Origin of the sequence: Shewanella waksmanii ATCC BAA-643 (assembly GCF_000518805.1) — a bacterium.
GTDB classification, from domain to species: domain Bacteria; phylum Pseudomonadota; class Gammaproteobacteria; order Enterobacterales; family Shewanellaceae; genus Shewanella; species Shewanella waksmanii.
This window is the reverse complement of sequence record NZ_JAEH01000002.1, coordinates 211,611-231,556: the sequence shown is the minus strand read 5'-3', so window position 1 is coordinate 231,556 and position 19,946 is coordinate 211,611. Positions and strand designations below refer to the sequence as shown.

General features: G+C 46.0%; 15 protein-coding genes. 12 read left to right on the top strand and 3 right to left on the bottom strand.

Annotation, left to right across the window (positions count from 1 at the left end):
- Positions 1-10: 10 nt before the first annotated feature.
- Positions 11-3,457 (bottom strand): PAS domain S-box protein, encoded by a 3,447-nt coding sequence (locus L865_RS0102575; RefSeq protein ID WP_028771796.1) that lies wholly within the window; start codon positions 3,455-3,457, stop codon positions 11-13.
- 1 nt (position 3,458) lies between these two features.
- Complete coding sequence (locus L865_RS22950; RefSeq protein WP_037470392.1) at positions 3,459-4,310, bottom strand: phosphate/phosphite/phosphonate ABC transporter substrate-binding protein; 852 nt, start codon at positions 4,308-4,310, stop codon at positions 3,459-3,461.
- A gap of 291 nt (positions 4,311-4,601) precedes the next feature.
- On the opposite strand from L865_RS22950, the gene L865_RS0102565 reads away from it, so the two are divergent.
- The 12 genes from L865_RS0102565 to L865_RS22945 all read left to right on the top strand — a co-directional run bounded on the left by L865_RS0102565 (position 4,602) and on the right by L865_RS22945 (position 19,051).
- Positions 4,602-5,801 carry a SpoIIE family protein phosphatase gene (locus tag L865_RS0102565; protein WP_037470388.1) on the top strand — a complete coding sequence of 400 codons (1,200 nt, stop codon included), beginning with the start codon at positions 4,602-4,604 and terminating at the stop codon, positions 5,799-5,801.
- A gap of 47 nt (positions 5,802-5,848) precedes the next feature.
- The gene (locus L865_RS0102560; protein WP_028771794.1) at positions 5,849-6,238 is read left to right on the top strand and encodes an ATP-binding protein; all 390 of its coding nucleotides are present in this window, start codon (positions 5,849-5,851) and stop codon (positions 6,236-6,238) included.
- 431 nt (positions 6,239-6,669) lie between these two features.
- On the top strand, positions 6,670-7,029 hold the full coding sequence (locus L865_RS0102555) for an STAS domain-containing protein (protein ID WP_028771793.1): 360 nt from the start codon (positions 6,670-6,672) through the stop codon (positions 7,027-7,029).
- Positions 7,030-7,056: 27 nt separating this feature from the next.
- Positions 7,057-8,280 carry a polysaccharide biosynthesis/export family protein gene (locus L865_RS0102550; RefSeq protein WP_028771792.1) on the top strand — a complete coding sequence of 408 codons (1,224 nt, stop codon included), beginning with the start codon at positions 7,057-7,059 and terminating at the stop codon, positions 8,278-8,280.
- A 23-nt stretch (positions 8,281-8,303) separates the two neighbouring features.
- Positions 8,304-9,719 (top strand): GumC family protein, encoded by a 1,416-nt coding sequence (locus L865_RS0102545; protein ID WP_028771791.1) that lies wholly within the window; start codon positions 8,304-8,306, stop codon positions 9,717-9,719.
- On the top strand, positions 9,674-10,945 hold the full coding sequence (locus L865_RS0102540) for an O-antigen ligase family protein (protein WP_028771790.1): 1,272 nt from the start codon (positions 9,674-9,676) through the stop codon (positions 10,943-10,945). The genes L865_RS0102545 and L865_RS0102540 overlap by 46 nt, the downstream gene beginning before the upstream one ends.
- Before the next feature lie 164 nt (positions 10,946-11,109).
- Positions 11,110-12,405, top strand: a complete 1,296-nt coding sequence (locus L865_RS0102535; protein ID WP_028771789.1) for an oligosaccharide flippase family protein — start codon at positions 11,110-11,112, stop codon at positions 12,403-12,405.
- Entirely contained in the window at positions 12,395-13,435 is a 1,041-nt protein-coding gene (locus tag L865_RS0102530; RefSeq protein WP_028771788.1) for a glycosyltransferase family 2 protein, read from the top strand. The genes L865_RS0102535 and L865_RS0102530 overlap by 11 nt, the downstream gene beginning before the upstream one ends.
- Before the next feature lie 460 nt (positions 13,436-13,895).
- Entirely contained in the window at positions 13,896-15,860 is a 1,965-nt protein-coding gene (locus tag L865_RS0102525) for an exopolysaccharide biosynthesis polyprenyl glycosylphosphotransferase (protein ID WP_037470387.1), read from the top strand.
- A 34-nt stretch (positions 15,861-15,894) separates the two neighbouring features.
- Entirely contained in the window at positions 15,895-17,322 is a 1,428-nt protein-coding gene (locus L865_RS0102520) for a sugar phosphate nucleotidyltransferase (RefSeq protein WP_028771786.1), read from the top strand.
- A gap of 10 nt (positions 17,323-17,332) precedes the next feature.
- Entirely contained in the window at positions 17,333-17,731 is a 399-nt protein-coding gene (gene tagD, locus L865_RS0102515; RefSeq protein ID WP_028771785.1) for a glycerol-3-phosphate cytidylyltransferase, read from the top strand.
- 54 nt (positions 17,732-17,785) lie between these two features.
- Positions 17,786-19,051 (top strand): CDP-glycerol glycerophosphotransferase family protein, encoded by a 1,266-nt coding sequence (locus L865_RS22945; RefSeq protein WP_051484407.1) that lies wholly within the window; start codon positions 17,786-17,788, stop codon positions 19,049-19,051.
- Here L865_RS22945 and galU read toward each other — a convergent pair.
- A complete protein-coding gene (gene galU, locus L865_RS0102505) occupies positions 19,048-19,932 on the bottom strand; it encodes a UTP--glucose-1-phosphate uridylyltransferase GalU (protein WP_028771784.1) in 885 nt (294 codons plus the stop codon). The two genes, L865_RS22945 and galU, sit on opposite strands and share 4 nt — an antisense overlap.
- Between the last annotated feature and the right edge of the window lie 14 nt (positions 19,933-19,946).

The following is a 19,946-nucleotide window of genomic DNA, read 5'->3' as shown; positions in this document are numbered from 1 at the left end:
ATATCCCTATTTACGATGTGATTCGCTGCTTGAGTTGAGCACATGTTTGTGCCCCTAATGCCAGAGTCTGTGCCACTTCAGCAGTAATCACTTTGACATCACTTGACTGTGCTAAATGTTCAAGTTGTTTGGCCGCTTCAAACAGCGCCTGCGCACCGAAACTGCCCGCACTGCTTTTTAAAGTATGTGCTTCATCAGCAATGGCGCTGTGGTTATCTTCATCACTTAAGCGTTGTATATCATCAAGTCGCTGCTCTGTTTCCTTAAGAAAAACCTGCAGCATCTGTTGCAAGGACTCCGCCCCTAATACTGACTCTAATTCGGCTATCACTTGCTCATCAATCAAATTCTGCTTATTTTCCATCATTACTGCCTGAGTATTATCTTGTGTAGCACTGGGGCTTACTTCAATTTTAGCTGCTTCTGCCAAACTATCAGCATTATCTTGATTTGCAATGGGTTCAGGACGAATCTCCAACCATTTTTTAACCGTTGCTAACAGCTGAGTGCGGTTAACCGGCTTGGCGACAAAATCTTTCATGCCGACATTAAAACACTGGTCCATATCTTCTTGCTGGACATTGGCTGTCATAGCGATAATGACTTGGTTTGGCGCCGCTAACAAAATTTGCTCTGCGGCTTGCAGGCCGTCCATGCGTGGCATACGCATGTCCATTAAGATTAAATCATAGTGACTGTCGGCTGCCATTTGTACCGCTTCAATGCCATTGTTAGCAAATTCCACTTCATAGCCCATTTTTGTCAGCATCGCTCCAGCAACTAACTGATTCGATGGACTGTCTTCAGCTAACAATAACCGGGCATTAATGACGGTGGCCAATGGCTCTACTTCGACATCATCTTTGGTCGTTGTGGTTGAACTTGAATCCCCACTGAGCAACCCAAGTAACATTTCTCGACTTAATGGTTTAGTCACAAATTGCTCAACATGAATTGCTTTGAGATTTTCAATTTCTTGCGAAGCTAATGCAGACAACATGACCGCTAGCAAGCCATCATCATGTAAAAAATCTCGTTTGAGTATTTGCACACTAGCCAGATCCAGCTCAGCTAAATAGCTATCATCGATGAGCACCAAATTAAAGCGGCCCCGTACTTGTAAGCCTTGCCGTACAACATCTATCGAGCTAGAAATTTGAGTTTGAACACCATATTGGTTGTACTGTTTACGCACTAATTGGCTATAGGTGTCATTAGGATGAATAAGCAACACACGGCAGTGTGCCGGCAAGGAATGCAACACATACGGGTCTGTATCGCTGCGCTGCATCTTAACACTAAAACGAAAACACGCACCGTGGCCGAGTTGGCTGCTCAGTTGAATGCTTCCTTGCATAAGGTTCACCAACTCATTGCAGATGGCAAGCCCCAAACCGGTACCGGCATAATTGGTGCTGTGGGTGTCGTGTACTTGGCTAAACTCTTTAAATAGTTTACTTTGCGCGGCTTGGCTGATGCCAATTCCCTGATCGGTAACGGCGCAATGTAATTCGCATTCATCAACGTGGCCATCGGGAATCCACATTTCTACCGTAATACAACCAGAGTCAGAAAACTTGATCGCATTGTCGACCAAATTGTGCAGCACTTGGCGTAACTTTTGCTGGTCGCCCACTAAGTTATCAGGGACATTGCGGTTAATAAACGATGCCAATTGCACTTGTTTTATCTGTGCTTTGGGCGCCAAGATTTGCAGCACCTGAGCCACCACATCAGCTGGCGAAAATCGTTGCATTTGCAGCGACATCTGCCCAGCTTCAATCTTAGAAAAATCCAAGATGTCATTGATGGTACTCAGTAATGCCGTACCGGCCTCTTTGGCGGTGTTGGCATAAATGCGTTGTTCATGATTAAGCTGAGATTCAAGCATCAAGTCAACACTGCCCAGCACCGCATTGAGTGGCGAGCGAATTTCATGGCTCATTGTTGCCAAAAAGCGCGATTTTGCTTGGCTACCTGCCTCGGCTTGTTCTTTGGCTTGAGTCAGCTGCTGCTCATAAGCGATACGGCTGGAAATATCGTGAATATAAGCGGTGAGCAACACTTCATCACCCAACTGAACTGGCACCATTTTCAGCTCGACAGGTAAACTCAAATCTGCGCTTGTTTTGGCAACCAGTGTCATTTGTCGCCCAATACCCGGTGCATCGCCGGTTAAGCGAAACTCTTGCAAGCCTTGGTTAAAGTTATTTCTATCTTGTCCTGCGAACAGCAAATCTCCCATTAATTGCCCTTTCGCTTGACGCTCGGTATAACCAAACAGCGAACATGCGGCATCATTGAACTGCTCAATACTGCCGCTGATATCAATCGTCACCAGCGCATCCTCACTGGCTTCTAATGTCGCCAGTAAAATAGACTCCGTACGCTGAGCCGCTTGCTCACTTTTCTTCATCTCGGTGAGATCTTTGATTAACCCCAATAAGCTTGTCTGACCGTTCACCACCATTTTTGAGATGCTTAAGTGAATAGGAAACTGCGCACCTAATTGGGTTTGCGCTGTCACCTCTTGTGGTCGAACGCTTAATCGTTGCCGGCTAGAGCTGATAAACTGTTGAAGATTCTGCTCATATTGTGGACGGTTAACTGAAGGGGTTAACGAAGCTACGCGTTTACCAATTAACTCCGATGCCTGGTAACCAAATAACGTCAGCAATGCTTGATTAGCTTCAACAATGATGCCGTGGGTATCAATGATAATAAAACCGTCAACCGCGGTCTCTAATATGGTTGTCAGTTGGGTATTGGCATTTTCCAAAGCGGTTTGATTGGCATCTACAGTTTGTACCATCTCGTTGAACACCCGGGTAACCTGACCTATCTCATCATGGTTATTTACCGGCACCGTCACCCCTTTTTCTCCGGCGAGGATGCGATTGGCAGCGGCTTTCAGTGCACTCAAATTACGAGTAAGGTAGATCCCAAGCAGCCATGAAAACAGTGCGACTAGCAACATTTCCAATGCGGCAATGGACAAAATATGCTGCCTGGCATCATTGATAAAAGTACCAAATCCGCTACTTTTTATGCTCAGTTCCACACGGCCAAATTGATAGCCGGCTTCTGTTATCTCTGCGCTGACATTAAGCACTTTGCCTTGGTTTTTGTCTGCCGGAGCCGCAACCTGAGTTGACGATAGCGTATCTGAGTCAATGCCCGATTGATACAGTAGACTTGAGCGATCATAAACCTTAACTTGTTGCACGCCAGTTTTCGCTATCAACTCCCGGCTGAGTTCTTGCAGTGTTGAAATGTCACTGCTTATCACTGCATCTTTGGTTGCCGCAGCAAACAGTTCGCCTATCACAAAAGCACGACGCTCAACTTCAGTATCATTGGCTTCTTTGAGGTAGTTAATGCTGGTGTATACCAATAGCATCAACAGCACTCCCTCAATGAGGGCAATGCCCAATACGGTTTTCAGTCGAAATGACATGTCAGTTTCCTTGCAACGGCATGGTCAATTCACCTAACGACAGTGCGCGCACATCATCCCAATCACTGTCTTTAGCGCCGCTAATGGACTTAAAACCTAACTGCCCAAGCAGTGGCGCCAAACGCTGCTGGTTTTCCTTAGCGGTCAAGGCCTCAAGTAAAGCTTGTCGCTGCGCAGGTGAAACCCTGTGATGGGTTGCAAAAGCATGTGGGGTGTAGCCTTGGGTCTGCCACAAAATCTTCAATTTATCGCGCACGTTATCTGGCATATTGTTAAAGGTGCGCATCACTCCCCCACCAGCGGTCGCCAACCCTTGCGCTACCGCCAGGTAGACTGAATCATGCGAGCCTACATATTTAGGTGTTATCGCAATGCTTGCTTTGGCTAAATTGGCCCGAGGAATAATACTGGCAGCAAATGCTGCCGGAGCAGGAAAAGCAATTTGGGCACCATTAAGCTGGTTAATTGAATCAATGCCACTGTCTTTGCCAACCACAATGATGCCGGCTAGGCGTTTGTTTTTCTCTTTGGCCAGAGCACTATACTGAGTAGGTGGCTGATGAAAGACCACGTAGTGGTAGGGATTCATGTACGCCACATCATATACGCCATCGGCCAAGCGTTGCTCAAAAGTGGGAATATCGGGCGCGGTTGCAAATTGCAACTGGAAAGGTAATTGTGTTGAAAGCTCATCGAGTAAAGGCGCCCACTTTCTGGCCAACGTACTGGCAGCTTGCTGCGGTACCACACCAAAAACTAAACGGGGTTTTTCCTGTTTAAGCTGCTGATTTGCTGACACAGTTGGCAGCAGTAACAGGCACAACAATAGCCCATATCCTATGCTTTTAGTCATATGTACGTCCCTTTAGCTAATTCGCCTCACAGTATCGGCTAGGCCTACGCCGCAGACGACATGAATGCGGAGATAAACAGTCGCATTATCAGATATATAGTACAACACGATGCCATTCCCAATATGGATTAGCGATTTGCATAATGCAACTACTGCCACAGCTTTTCTGCGTCACCGTAAAGATGGACCACATTAAGTTGTTGATAAATATTTAATTACATGCCCATCACACAATTTGGCATGACAGTTGAATGACCTGTCTACAGCCGCAAACATAAAGGCCTAGACATAATGGATTCAATACACAGCCAACCGCACAAGTTATTACTGGTAGAAGATAGCCCTACTGATATGTATTACATCAAGCATGTGGTCAGTGCATTGGGCTTTCAAGTGCAAACCAGCAGCTGCGCTGAGCAGGCATTAGCGCTAATAAAGCAGCATCATTTTGACATTGTAATTAGTGACTGGTGCATGCCGGGCATGTCGGGGCCACAATTGGCACAACAGCTCAAAACCTTAGCCAACCCACCCTACATCATCTTGCTCACGGGCAATAACCAAGCTAAGCATACGGTAGCCGGTATTGAAGCCGGCGCCGACGACTTTCTCACTAAGCCATTTAATCCGGCCATTTTGAAAGTCAGGTTATTGGCCGCACAACGAATAATCAATCAGCAACAGTGTTTAGCTGAGCAGAATCAACAACTCGCTCGGAGCTTAGATAAAGAGCAAGCTTACCTACAGCAGCTCCGCCAAGAGCTGCACTCGGCCAGCTTGTTACAGCAAGCCTTGTTGCCAGACAATAGCCAAAATCTGGCTGATTGGTCCATTGCGTCAACATTTGACCCCGCCCAAGATTTAGCTGGCGATATTTTCCAATGTTTTGAGATTGACCCTTCACACATCGGCTTCTACCTGCTTGATGTCACTGGACACGGTGTGGCAGCGGCTATGCAGAGTTTTACTCTAGCCCAGCAACTGAGTAGCCCACAATGCCCCTGGGATGGCTATGATCCTGCCGTTATCGCCCAAAGCCTCAATGATAACTTCTCCGATCCCGAAGATTTAGGCCGCTTTGCAACCCTAGCAATTGGTATTGCCAACACTCGCACCGGAGAATGTCGTATGACCAATGCCGGTCACCCACGAGCCATTGTGCTCGGCAAACAGCGCGTATCTCAGGCGCCGCTGGATAATCAGCTGCCCATTGGTATCAAAAGCGGCACCCAATATCGCTTTAATACATTCACCTTAAGTCCAAACGAAAGCCTGATGTTATTTTCCGACGGCCTGTATGAATGTGTTCATCCCAAATTTGGCGAGTTTGGGCTGCAGCGAGTAAAACGCCTGTGTCAACAAGCCATTACCATGACGCCAGCTGGCTTACTTAATCACTTACGCCATGCGGTTAATTTATGGCAACAGCACAACATTCAAGATGATATATCAATGATGATTATCTCAACCCAAACTCAGCACGCTCATTAAACGCAGTTTTGTGCATGAGCACCTAGCCAATAGAATGAGGAAAGACGATGAATAGTTTACAGTTTAATCTCAGCCAAAGTGCGATACACAGCCAACACTTCTGCACTGAACTCGACCAATTTCTGCTGCAAAACAGCATTATTGCGGGGCAACGTTTTAAAATTGTCACTTGTATTTTGGAAGCTGTAGCCAATATTGCGCAGCACAGCCAAGTGGACTTAGCGCAAGTCAGCCTCATTATCCGTTGTGAACGTGATAAGGTGACCATCGATCTGTTAGATAACAGCCCCTTTATTGAGCCGCAAAAACCAAGCTGCCCTCCACCGCTTTCTTTAACAGGCAGGGGCTTATGGATTATGCAAAACTGGATGGATCAAGTCAGAGTACAAGCCAGTGTTGCAGGCACCCATCTGCGGCTATCGCTGCTACGACACTAAATAATTTGTCACTTACACCAGTACCATTGCCAGTACTATTGCCAGTACCATGGCCAGTTTCATGCCGATTTCTTAGTGCTAACTAAAGCTCAACCATTTACTGAGCTTTAGTTGGCATCACAACCCTTTACCTGTTGTACCGCTTGAGTGAATTTCCTATCACCTAGCGTTAAGCAGTTCAGTAAAGTAATAGCAAAGCTTCCCTTTTAATAGCATTCCGCTCCTTTCCTGACCATTTACCATGATTGCAAATTGCGAAAACGATGCTCAGATTGCAATTGCAACATGCTCCCATGTCTCTGCACCACCCTCTAAAGACAAATAAACCAAATAATAACAGTGATTTAAAAGTTGGCACAATGACTGCAAATGTCTTAATCAAACAACAGCGAATAACGCTTAATCACTGGCTAAGGCCTACGGAGTTCAACATGAAATTCTCGCCACTACCCCATAATAATGCCTGTCTAGTGACTTTACCTAAGCAAGTGGTGATGTCACAAACCCCAACGCTACGCGCTGCTCTCACCCGCCAATTAGAGTCAGGGACTAATCGTCTGATTGTTGATCTCCATGAGGTTGAATATATCGACTCAAGCGGCCTATCAATTTTGATATCTGCCCTCAAGGTAGCAGATAAAACGGCCGGTGAAGTGGTATTGCTGTCACCCACCAATGGCGTTCGCGCGTTAATTGAGCTGACGCAACTACACCAAATATTCACCATTTTTGAGAACAAGCATTCAGCTATTGAACATGTGTGCTCACCCTCAGCCGTATCAAATCACTAGCCGTTCATTGTTAGGGAGTACATGACTATGCGTAATCAACTTGGTGAAATACAAACAGCAGTACTAGGCGCAACCTTGTTATTGGGCGGTTGCGTTACTCCTCTGCACACAGAAGAAAAGTCATTGTGTCACCAAGATGTAGACAAACCACAAAGTCAGCAATGCCATTATTATAGCAATCGTACCCCCTATGTTAGGCATCTACCTTATGATGCACCTGCGAAGGCCAACAACCAAAAGGTGCATCCCAGCCTACAAGATGCAAGCTTAATAACCATGCAACAAGTGGCATTAGCCAGCGGCGATCGCTTAGATATTGAGGTACTACATGGTGATGATTTTAGTGGTCAAGTAGAGGTTAACCCTGATGGTTTTATCTACCTTCCTTACCTTCCGGCCATTCAAGCCAGTGACCTAAGCTTGGAGCAACTTAAGCATTCAGTTAGTGAAACCTTGATATCTGAGCAATTAATGCATGCTCACGCTGTGCGAGTCAGCATAGTACCGCTGAAATGGGGCGCAATTGAAGTACGGATTTCAGGTGCTGTGTACGAGCCGGGGATCCGACTCATCAATAAAAAATCTGAAATTCAAATGGCGGACGAACATGAACAATTTAGCGGAGATTTAGCCAGTGAGCGTAGCCTAGCTGCAGCGTTAAGATCTTCTGGTGGGGCGCGCCCTGATGCCGATATCACTCGAGTGATTGTCAGTCGCAACAACCAACGCTTCAACGTCGATCTAACCGGGTTTCTAACAGGCCAATCGGTACCGCATTTTAATTTGGTTGCCGGTGATCACATTCATGTGCCACAAACCGCTCACTTTAATGATGAACTTGCGCGCCCCTCACAAATCACGATACCCGGTATTCGTGTGTTCATCTCAAACTTAACTCAGCCGGCCAGCAGTAACTCGCAATCAGCCGTTGATACCGAAGCGACACGTTTTCCTTACGGCACTAGGTTACTTAGCGGCGCAATCGGCGCTAACTGTGTGGGCGGTGCCAACACCACTAATGCCGATCGCCATGTATTGCTAATCACTAAAAACCCCATCACGCAACAGATGGATGTGGTTGAGCGCTCAATTAACAACCTGATCGCTAATTCTTATCAAAGCAAGGTGAACCCCATTTTACTGCCAGGTGATGGCTTAGCCTGCTATGATTCTCGCATCACCAACATCAGAGAGATTGCGCGAACTTTCACAGATATTTTACTGCCCGCCACACTTTGGAATGCCCTTTAGGGTAAAGGGTAAAGGTGACTACTATGGCTAATTCAGAGCATATCCCAACTTCATTACGCTGGCTCACTCGTGCTGTAGTTAATGGCACCAGTTTAGATCCGCAGCAACGCCGCAATCTTTATCTCAAAGTTGGGCTTACCAGCATAGTGGCCATTTGGCTTGTAGTGATTATCGCAATCGTTCTTAGCCCTAAACGATATGAAAGCAAATGGACCCTAATATTACCTGGCGTTGGCGCGGGAGCGACTGTGAGTTTAGACAGCATAGGACAAGCCAATAGTGCTGCCAATTCGCCTTATTCGAGCTCTGCTATCGATCCGCGTCAAAACTACAAAGCGCTATCCACCAGCGATAATGTCATGTCACTTGCCGCAAAAGCGCTTGAGATTAAGCCCAGTGAACTTGGCAAGCCTAAACTTAAACTGCCAAGCCAGACCGGTATTATGCAATTTAGCCTTAAGAGCGATGACCCTGTAAAAGCTCAGGAGCGTGCATGGGCACTATACCGCAGCTTACAGTCACTATTGAGCTCACTACGAGCCGATGAAAGCCGCCAACGAGAAAATGGCATCAAAATGGGCATCGAAGGCTTTGCCGATAAGGTTAACCACAGCCAAAAGAACATATTAGCTTTTCAGTCAAAAATAGGCTTAGTGTCATTGGATCAGTTTAAGGAGTTAGCCCTTACCATAGAGCGCTTGCGTCACAATCGCGTCAACTTGGTGGCAAAACTGCAGGGCATCAAAGCCAGTCAACAGACGATTCAAAGCCAGTTAGCACTGAGCCCGCAGCAAGCTGCAGACACACTCAAGTTAAAAAATGATCAGTTGTACCAACAATTACTGGTTGTTTATAGCCATGCAACCTCGACACTAGCCGAAATCAGTGGCCGCTACGGTGCTAAACACCCGCAGGTACTAACCCAAAAGCAGCAACAAGCAACGCTATTAGCAGCTATGACCAAGCGCAGCCAAAGTTTGCTCGGCTATGCAGACCAAGATCTCATGCTAAAGCTCTCTGCCGATGACATTGATATGCGGGCGGAACTCATGCAGCAGCTTCTTGCAACTGCTGCTCAAACCAATGGCTTAACCCAAGAAATAGCAGCATTGGATCTGCAAATTAATCAATGGGATGAACGCTTAAAACACAGTAATGACGATGCAGCGAAGCTAGAAGACCTACACCGCCAACATCAAGTCGCTACCGCTGTATTTACCTCAGCGTTAGCTAAAATGGATGTCGGTAAAGCTGACATATATTCTGCTTACCCTATGGTACAACTGCTGTCTGCACCAAGTTTGGCAGAGCAGCCTAGTAAAATGGCTACCATTCTTGCCATACTAGGCGGACTAGTGAGCTCGTTTATGATGATCACCGGATTAGGAATCGCATGGATACGCAAACCTATACTGCGCAAAATAGTGACGAAAAAATAGTTTGGTACAGTATTAGCTGTACCTACCTATTTTGGTTATTGGGCGCGGTTTATATTATTGCCCCCGTCATCGCTTGGGTGTTGCTACTTAAAACCATCAAACGCTATACGTTTGATCACATCAGTTACCAAGCCCATTTGGCCACTAAAACTTGGTGTGTGGCCATGTTTATCATGCTTATTGCACTTGTCGTGGCCCACTTAGATTACCAATTAGGCACCGCTAAACTGATTAAGTCGAGTATCGGATGGGCGAAAGGTTGGGCGTTATTAGCGATTTTTCCGCTGTTAGGCATGCTTAACATTCGCGCTGAACTTATCTACCGCGCCTGCTGTCAGGTATGCAAGCATACATTAATCTTACTGCCTTTATTCCTCATCGCGTGGTTACTGCGTTTACCGGAAACACTGTATGTGTCGCCAACCAGCATTATAGGTGGGCCGGGGCCAGAGTTTTTCAGTGTCAGCTTATATGAAATTGATCCTGGCAGCGGTTTGCCAAGGTGGCGGCTGTTTACGCCTTGGGCCCCCGCATTAGGTATGCTGGGGAATTTATTCACCATTTTTGCGCTGCAAGAGCGGTCCATTAAATACAAATGCTATGGGCTTGCGGGATCACTGGTGATGATACTCATCTCGCAATCGAGATTGGCTATCGCCTGCTACCTCTTTTTGTTGGCCTACTTTACTTTTTGGCGTTACTACAAACAGCCATGGCTATATGTCATTGCCAGCCCAGTGCTACTTATTGCTAGCCTGTTTGGTAGCCAGATCATCGATAAAATTGAGTACAGCATATTGGCAATCAAAGCCGCACGGGCTGGCTCCACTCGAGTGCGTGAAGAGCTCGCCCATATTGCGATTGAGCGCTGGTCAAATGAGGCCATCTGGTGGGGACACGGTATCGTTGAGCGTGGCCCTCACTTAGTTGAGTACATGCCCATTGGCTCTCATCACACTTGGTATGGGCTACTGTTTGTCAAAGGCGCTGTCGGCGCAGTCGCGCTCGCTGTGGCAATGTTAGTGACAGCGCTAAGCTTCTTACGGCATAGCTTTAGCTTGCCACTCAGTCGTGTCGGCTTGGCCATTTTGCTGATGTTAATGCTCTATACCTTTGGTGAGAATTTAGAAATTCTAGCCTACCTGTTTTGGCCGGGACTATTAGTGATGGGTATTGCTTTGAAACAACAAAGCCAACGCAATATCAACGCAAAGCAAAATGCCTAGTTACGTCATTGCAAAATGCGAATACGCAACTTCTCCATATTTTATTTGTAAACAATAATCATAATAAACAATAACATATGAAAATCTAGTTAATTGGCACGATTCCTGTAACTAAACAGTAAACAAGCAATATGTCATTGCTTGAAACCAGTTTAGGGTGTGCTATGCAGGCATTAAAACAAGCGCTAAAAACCATCATGAGCCACAAGCTCAGCACAGGTATTTTTTGGCTAGGCTCAGCCCAAGTACTCGGACGCATAGTACGTTTAGGCTCCAGCATCATCATTGCGCGATTACTCACACCAGAAATCTTTGGCCAAGTCGCCATCATTCTCACTTGCTTTGAACTCATCCATACGCCAACTAAGCGAATAAGTTCCGCAATGTTGATTGCCATACCAGATAGCGAGTTTAATACCTCACAGCGCAGTGCGAATCAGCTCAATTGGATAGCCTGCGTTGGCGCTTTTTTACTGATGGCAATACTGAGTGTGCCGATTGCCAATTACTATCAACAAAGTGAGCTAATACTGCCGATGATGGTAATGGCATCTAGCTATCTGTTGCTGCCGCTGGGCATGTTACATGCCGCTAAAAACCTCAAAGAAAACAATATGCGTGTAGTGGGTAGCGCCGTGCTATGGCAAACCATTTTTGACAGTTTACTCACCGGGACACTGGCATTACTCGGCCTTGGGATCTGGGCCATCATCATCCCTAAAGTGCTTGTGGTGCTGATTTGGGTTGCTATTCACCGCCGTGCAACCGTTATCAATTACCCAACACAATCTGCCCGTGCACTAGGGCGATTGAGTACACCTGGCATTCAGGTCGGATTGGCTGATCTGAGTATCGCTATGCGACAGAATATTGATTACTTACTAGTTGGCTACTTGCTAGGAGTCGAAGCACTAGGTGTTTACTTTTTTGCATTCAATGCCAGTTTAGGCATTAGCCTTGGCTTAGTACAAAGCTACGGTACGGCGCTTTATTCAAATCTATGCGAAGCGCCCGCTGACAAACGTAGTGAGCAATATGTCAGCTCATTGAAACTTATCTTCATGATAGCCCTGCCAATTATTGGACTTCAAGCTGTGCTAGCGCCGTTATACGTGCCCTTTATTTATGGCTCGCAATGGGTCGATGCCGGTGCTTTACCCATTTTTATACTTCTGTGCCTAAGTGGTTTATTTCGCCCGCTGGGTGAAGCCACCAGCCAGCTATTGATTAGTATGGGCCGCAGTAAACTCAACTTGATTTACAACTTAGGTTTCACAGCAGCGCTCACCATTGCCATTGTGATTGCCAGCTACTTTGGCCTATTGATGATAGCGCTCGCCATACTGTTGCTGCATTTAATCGCCATGCCACTTTTCAGCTTTTACATCTATCAAACTCTACAACCTACTCGCGCAAACCGAGTAAAAAAATCGCCTCGGGAGGCACATTATGAATATTAAAGTATCTGTAGTTATGCCGGTTTATAACGTGCAACGCTTTGTAAAAAGTGCCATTGAGTCAGTACTCAATCAAAGTTACGACAATTTTGAACTAATCTTGGTAAATGACTGTGCAACGGATAATAGTCTGGCAATTTGCCAAACTATCCATGACAGTCGCATTAGAATTATCAATCATAAACACAATAAGGGCTTAGCGGCAGCGCGTAATACCGGTATTCGTCACGCTATCGGCCATTATGTCGCCTTTATTGACTCTGATGATCAATGGCACCAAGACAAACTGCAACTGCACGTTGATCACCTCAATGCTAACCCTAAAGTCGGAATTAGCTTTTCTCGCAGTGCTTTTATGCAACATGATGGCACTATGACTGCCATTTTCCAAATGCCTCAGCTCAACAATATCAGCGCTGAAGTATTGCTATGTCGTAATCCTGTTGGCAATGGCTCCGCGCCCGTGATCAGGCGAGCGGCGCTCAATGATATTCGCTTCCAATCTTATAGCCATGCGAGCGACCATAGCTGTTATTTTGATGAGACCTTCCGTCAATCTGAAGATATTGAGTGTTGGTTAAGAATGATAGCGACCACAAAATGGCAGATGGCGGGTATTCCACAGCCACTCACCTACTACCGTCTTAACCCTGAAGGGCTATCATCAGACGTCAACAAGCAACTGGCATCCTGGGAAAAGATGATTGATAAAGCCCGCATTTTCGCGCCTAAATTATTGCAGCAGCATGAGAGTAAGGCCCGTGCTTATCAACTTAGGTACTTGGCGAGACAGGCAGTACGCAGTGGTCAAGGGACAACGGCTAAAGAGATGATAAATAAAGCCATCGCCCAGTCCCCAGCATTACTAATGGAAGAGACCGGTCGCACTGTGGTGACGTTTAGCGCCGCTTATCTGCTTTATGTACTGCCTAAAAGTGTATTTAATACCTGTGCCAAAATCGGCCAGTACTGCATAGGGGTAAGACAGCGATGGGTCATTGGTCGCGATGGTGTACGAGCGTCACAGTACTGATTGTCATGCCAAAGCCAGCAAGAAACGCTAATCACCAGGGTAAAGCGTTTGTCGCCGCAGCGTTGACATCAAAAACAGCTAAATTAACCCGTATCGCCCAGCGGTATTTAGCTGCTATGACACCGCGCAATCGCTGCGCCCGATTTAATACACGATTTGTTATAGCAGTAAACTTGAGACATGATAAGGATGAGCTTTGTTCGCCTCAGCTTATGGACACCACATGAGGTTGTTGAAGCAAGGCTGTCCTTCATCTGCCCTGATTAATTTCCGTTGTCGTCTTCACAATGCAAACCGCTTTGCAATCTGCAAATTACCCCTAGCTGCTCACCACCACTTTATTGTAAGGCACTGTAATTAATGCAAATAAAATATTGGCACAGCTCCTGCTATGTATCTATTAGATTTAAGAAACCGTGACGACAGTTTAAGTCAATCGCAACTAATCTAGGAGCTGAATATGAATCGAAGCCAAATCAAGCATACGACCACGACTATGCTGATCCGCTGCATTGACATTATCATCGCGTTATCGCTGCTGATCCTCAGCGCCCCTATCATTGCGATTTTCTCTCTTATCCAAAAATTGCGCCTGCGCGCCGCGTTCGAGCGTATTGAGCTGTTAGATCAGCAGCAACAATTACTCATAGTGTACCGCTTAGCTGGTGACAATATATTCTCACGCCTACCAGAGTTGTTGCAGGTGGTAAGTGGCAAGCTAAACCTCCTAGGCTCACCGCAGCGTTTTAGTTTCGAATCTGGCACCGTGGTAACCCTAAAACCCGGATTCATCAGCTTCGACGACGCTCACCAAAAAATGGGGCTTAATTTCCAATGCCAACAACAAGCATTGATTGACGCCCACAGCAGTGCGTTAAGTTACCTACTGGCACTGGCTAGGATAACGATTATCACCGCGTTAGGCAGTCAATCGAATTTGCCGCAAAGTGATACCTTTGAGCTATTTGGTGCCCGCATCAACAACGTCAGTATGGATGACATGCTCACGCAGGTAATGAGCGCAGCGACAGACAACACTCACGTCTCGCGCTACGCTTTTGTTAATGCTGATTGCATGAACATCGCCTTTGACAATGACACATACCGCTCATCACTTGAAACATGTAAGCAAGTATTTGCCGATGGATTAGGCATGCGTTTAGCGGCTAAACAAGCAGGGATCAGTTTAAAAGACAATGTTAACGGTACCGATATGTTCCCGTTGCTATGTCAACAAATGGCGGAACAAGGCCTGGCTATATTCTTATTAGGTGGCCGTGCGGGTATTGCTGAACAAACTGCACAAAATATGCAGCAACAGTTTCCAAATCTGAAGGTTGCAGGCACTCATCATGGCTACTTAGCTGATAAGCAACTTAATCAATCTGTGATAGATAAAATTAACCAATCCGGCGCAGCTGTGCTGCTGGTCGCCATGGGTGCGCCAATGCAGGAACTTTGGTTACAGAAACACCAGAGTGAACTGCAAGTCGGTGTGGCTATGGGCGTGGGTGGATTATTTGACTTTTATTCAAATCGTATAAAACGCGCGCCAATGTGGGTAAGACAAATGGGAATGGAGTGGATATGCAGATTGCTCGCCGAGCCAAAACGCATGTGGCGCCGTTATATTATTGGTAATCCACTGTTTCTTTATCGGGTTAATCGCTACCTCAAGCAGCAAGGTGCTGGTAAGGCTGCGCAAACACCCCCAAGCCAAAGAGCATTGTCGACACAAGAGTTGGCACACCGTTTAGCCAGCCAAGACCTGGCTTACCAAAAGGCGGTATTAACCCGAGTCACCCATAAATTAGCGCTAAGACTAAATATTGTTGCTAAGCGCATTGTAGATGTTGTGGTAGCCAGCATCGCACTATTACTGCTGTCTCCCTTATTCATGTTGGTTTTCACGCTCATCAGAATTGAATCACCAGGGGCGGTATTTTTTAGCCAGCAACGAGCAGGCAAACATAACCTGCCATTCAAAATGTGGAAATTTCGCTCTATGTACACCGACGCGCAGCAGCGCTTACAAAAGCTGCAAGCGCAAAATGAAATGCAAGGTGGCGTCACATTTAAAATGAAACAGGACCCGCGTATCACTCGTGTCGGCCGCTTTATCCGTAAGGCGTCTATCGATGAATTGCCGCAACTGTGGAACGTGCTTAAGGGTGATATGTCGCTGGTCGGCCCAAGACCTGCACTGCTATCTGAAGTGGAGCAATATAGCCAACATCAACGCAGACGATTGAATATCAAGCCAGGTATTACCTGTATCTGGCAGGTCAGTGGCCGGTCTGACATCCCGTTCGATAAACAAGTACAGCTAGACATTGATTATATTTACCAACAGTCACTGACTGCCGATATCAGTCTGCTATTAAAAACGATCCCTGCGGTACTCACTGCCCGCGGTGCTTACTAACGGTTTAACACTCTACGTGTATAAGGACGATATTATGCAAGCCATCATACTAGCCAATAGAAGCGGATCTGAACTTACTCCGTTAAATCAGCATTACAGCCCGGCGATGCTCAGTGTCGGCAGTAAGCGAGTGATTGAATACACCCTCGAAGATCTTGCCGGCGCCGGCATAAAAAACATCAAGATGATTATCTCTACAGACGCCAAGGAGATAGAGCAATACTTACAACAAGGACAACGCTGGGGGGTAAACATTGAGTACTTCCTATCAAAGCCAGAAGAGAACGCGCTCGATACACTTAACCGCCTGACAATCAGCCGAGGCCAACCTACGTTGATTATCCGCGGTGATATGCTGCGCAGCCCCTGCGTGGAAAAATTTGTCGAATTCTCGGCCCGCTTCCCTGACGCCTATGTACAAGCCAAAATGCAGGGCATTAGCGCTGGCATGATGTTGCTGCCAGCCGCTATCCCGTTTATTGATGAACTGAACTGGCCATTAACTCAAGACCAAAGCCATAGCGATGCGGTCACACTGGTTCTACACGGTCACAATTTTCATTTAGATAGCCTGCAAAACTACCACCAAGCCAACCTTAAGCTAGTTCAAGGTGAAATAAAGGGGCTGTCACCAAGTGAGTTGTTTGTTGAAAACCAACAATTAGGTGGCTTTTATCTTGGTGAAAAAGTGCAATTAGATAGGCAATCAATGCGAGCAGCAATGGGTTTAGTAGCAGCGAAAAGCTGGCTAGATGCTAGTGTCGTAATCAACAACACCGCGGTGATTGGTGACCACTGCCTAGTGGGCGCTAACTCCATACTTAACAATTGTGTGGTACTGCCTAACACCTATGTAGGTGAAGGACTGGAACTTAACAATGTGATTGTTAGCAAAAATTTACTCATTAACCTTGATAACGGCGGGCACATCGAAGTTGATGATCCTAGTTTGCTGGCTGCTAATGATTTGCAGGCAACAACCCAATCTAACCAAACCAATCCATGGCTAAGACTCGCTGTACTATTGAGCGCACCAATCATTGTATTGCTAACACTCATCTTGAGTATGGCGAGTCTGTTACGCCACCCAGGTAGTGCCTTTATAGCCGATGAGCTCACCGATAATCAGGGTAACCCACTGCTAAGCTGGCGCCTTAACCTCAACAATCGCTTGCTATCAATATTACCCCAATTGCGACATGTCGTTAGCGGCAGACTCGCCCTATTTGGTGCCAGCGCCAGCAATCATCACGCGCCAAGCCCAAATACACAAACACACAAACCTCAAACTCGCGGCGTGTTCGGGCCTGTGCAGCTGCTACTGCCAAATAATGCCCCAGAAGAGGAACGCCGTTTAGTGGAGATGTCATTCACTCGCGATCCCAATACTCGTAAATATTCGCATTTGATTATGAGTACGCTTAAACAATCTTTTGGGCTAACAAGTGGCTTGTCTCACTAGGAGAAAAGAGATGAAAACTATCATAACCTACGGCACATTTGATCTATTTCACTACGGCCACGTGCGACTACTTAAACGATTACGCGCAATGGGTGACAAGTTAATTGTGGCGGTTTCTACGGATGAATTTAATGCCTTAAAGGGTAAGGCGGCTTTTTTTAGCTACGCCCAGCGGGTAGAAATAGTTGCCGCGTGTAAATATGTTGATCATGTCATCGCCGAAAACCACTGGCAGCAAAAAGTGACAGATATTGCCACCCATCATATCGATATATTCGCCATGGGAGATGATTGGCAGGGTCACTTTGACCATCTAAAGCAACATTGCCAAGTTGTTTACCTTGCCCGTACCGACGAGATTTCGACCACTGACATCAAAGTCGACTTAAGCCAACAACAGCATCACTAGACAACTCATACCCAACCAGAATAGCCGAATGCTGGTAATGACCGGAGAAAAACGATGAAGCAAACACACGCAATATCATATATAAAAGGGCTAATCGCCAAGATTTGTGAAGTGCTCTGTGGTTTGCTCACTCGGCAACACAAAGCCGTATTTGGTTGCTATAAAAATAAGTTTGCTGACAACAGTAAGTACTTATTCTTGCACTGGCAACTCAATGGCTTTATGCGTGCTATCTGGATAAGTGCTGACAATCAAGTGCTAGAACAACTCAACGCCAAAGGCTACGAAGCCTATCATCGATGGTCATTACCAGGGATTTATCACTCGTTAACCGCTAAGTTCTATTTCTACAGCAGTTATGTCGGTGACATTAACCGCTACACTCACGGCGGCGCGATAAAGACCAACCTTTGGCACGGTAGTCCACTGAAAAAAATTGAATTTGATATCGACCAAGGACCTTTGTATGAGGTGTATCATAGCCAGCAGCCCATGCAAAAATGGCTTAAATCGGTAAAGTACTATCAAGAGTATGTAAAACCTGATGTGATGTTGTGCCCATCGGAGCAAGTACAATCACTGTTTACGTCGGCATTTAAACTAACCAAAAGCGAAACATTACTCTGCAGCAACCCGCGCAGCGATTTTTATGCCTGCTACCCTCATCGCCAAACTGACTTGTCAAAGCTATTCAATGGGTCGTATCAAAAGGTGATTCTTTATGCGCCCACATGGCGAGACAGTGGCCTAACTGCTACTCAAACTAATGTTTCTCCCTATGATGCAGGCTTTAACTGGCAAGCACTGTCGGCGCAGCTCAAACGCAACAATCAGTTACTATTGATTCGCTTTCACCCCAATGAAGCCCATTTAGCCAAGGGATTACAATCGATAGCGAATATCATTGATATATCTGAACGCGATGATGTCTATGATGTACTAAAACAGATAGATTTGCTGATCACAGACAGCTCATCTTTATTCATCGATGCCCTGCCCAACAACACCCCTTTTCGGTTTTACTGTTTTGACTATAAACAAATAGCAACACAAGGCGTTAATATCCAACGCAGCCACTATGATTACGCCCAAAGTTTGCCACTCATTAGCGAAAGCGACAATAGATGGAGATTAACCAATTTTGAACAGCTACAGGCCTGCTTGGACAGTGATTTCACTTCGTTGTCTGGACAGGAAAAGCAAGATTATGAGAGGTTAAAACAGTGGTTTTGGCAAAGCGAATTATCAACGAGCTTTAATGCTATAGAAGGAGCTATGTTTAAAACCACAGCCCCTTTGACCGCAAAAATAGCGCCTTAGTCTTTTATAAGTTGCGCTAGCTGGCGTTTAAAGTCTGCACCTTGCTTTTCATGGCGTAGGCCATATTCAACAAATGCCATCATATAACCTAGCTTATCACCACAATCATGAGATTTACCGCTCATATGGAAAGCTTCTACAGGCTCTGAAGTAATAAGCATGTCGATTGCGTCAGTTAACTGAATTTCATCACCTGCACCGGCAGGTGTTTTTGCTAGTAAACGCCAAATTTTTTCAGATAACACATAACGACCAACAACAGCTAAATTTGATGGAGCCTGGTCTACGGCAGGTTTCTCGACCATACGCTTGATGACAGCCGATTCACCCTCGGTAATTGCCTCTCCGCCACAATCTGCAATACCGTATTTATCGACATCGCTCTTAGCTACTGGCGCAACCATGATTTGACTAGCATTGCTTGCCTTAAACTTAGCCATCATTGCCGCTAAGTTTTGACTCGATTGATCTGCGGTATATTCATCTAAAATAACATCGGGCAACACAACCGCAAAGGGGCTGTCCCCTATACACGGCTTAGCGCAAAGCACCGCATGACCTAGTCCCTTAGCCTCACCCTGCCTGACATGCATAATAGTCACATCTTTGGGACAAATAGATTGCACCTCTTCAAGCAATTGCCTTTTTACGCGCTTTTCTAGTGTCGACTCTAACTCATAAGAGGTATCGAAGTGATTCTCAATGGCATTTTTACTGGCATGCGTGACCAAAACAATCTCTTTTACGCCTGCACTAACACATTCGTTAACGATGTACTGAATCAATGGCTTATCAACCAAAGGTAACATCTCTTTGGGAATTGCTTTAGTGGCCGGCAACATACGTGTTCCTAAGCCTGCTACCGGTATGACTACTTTCATTTTATGTTCTCTAC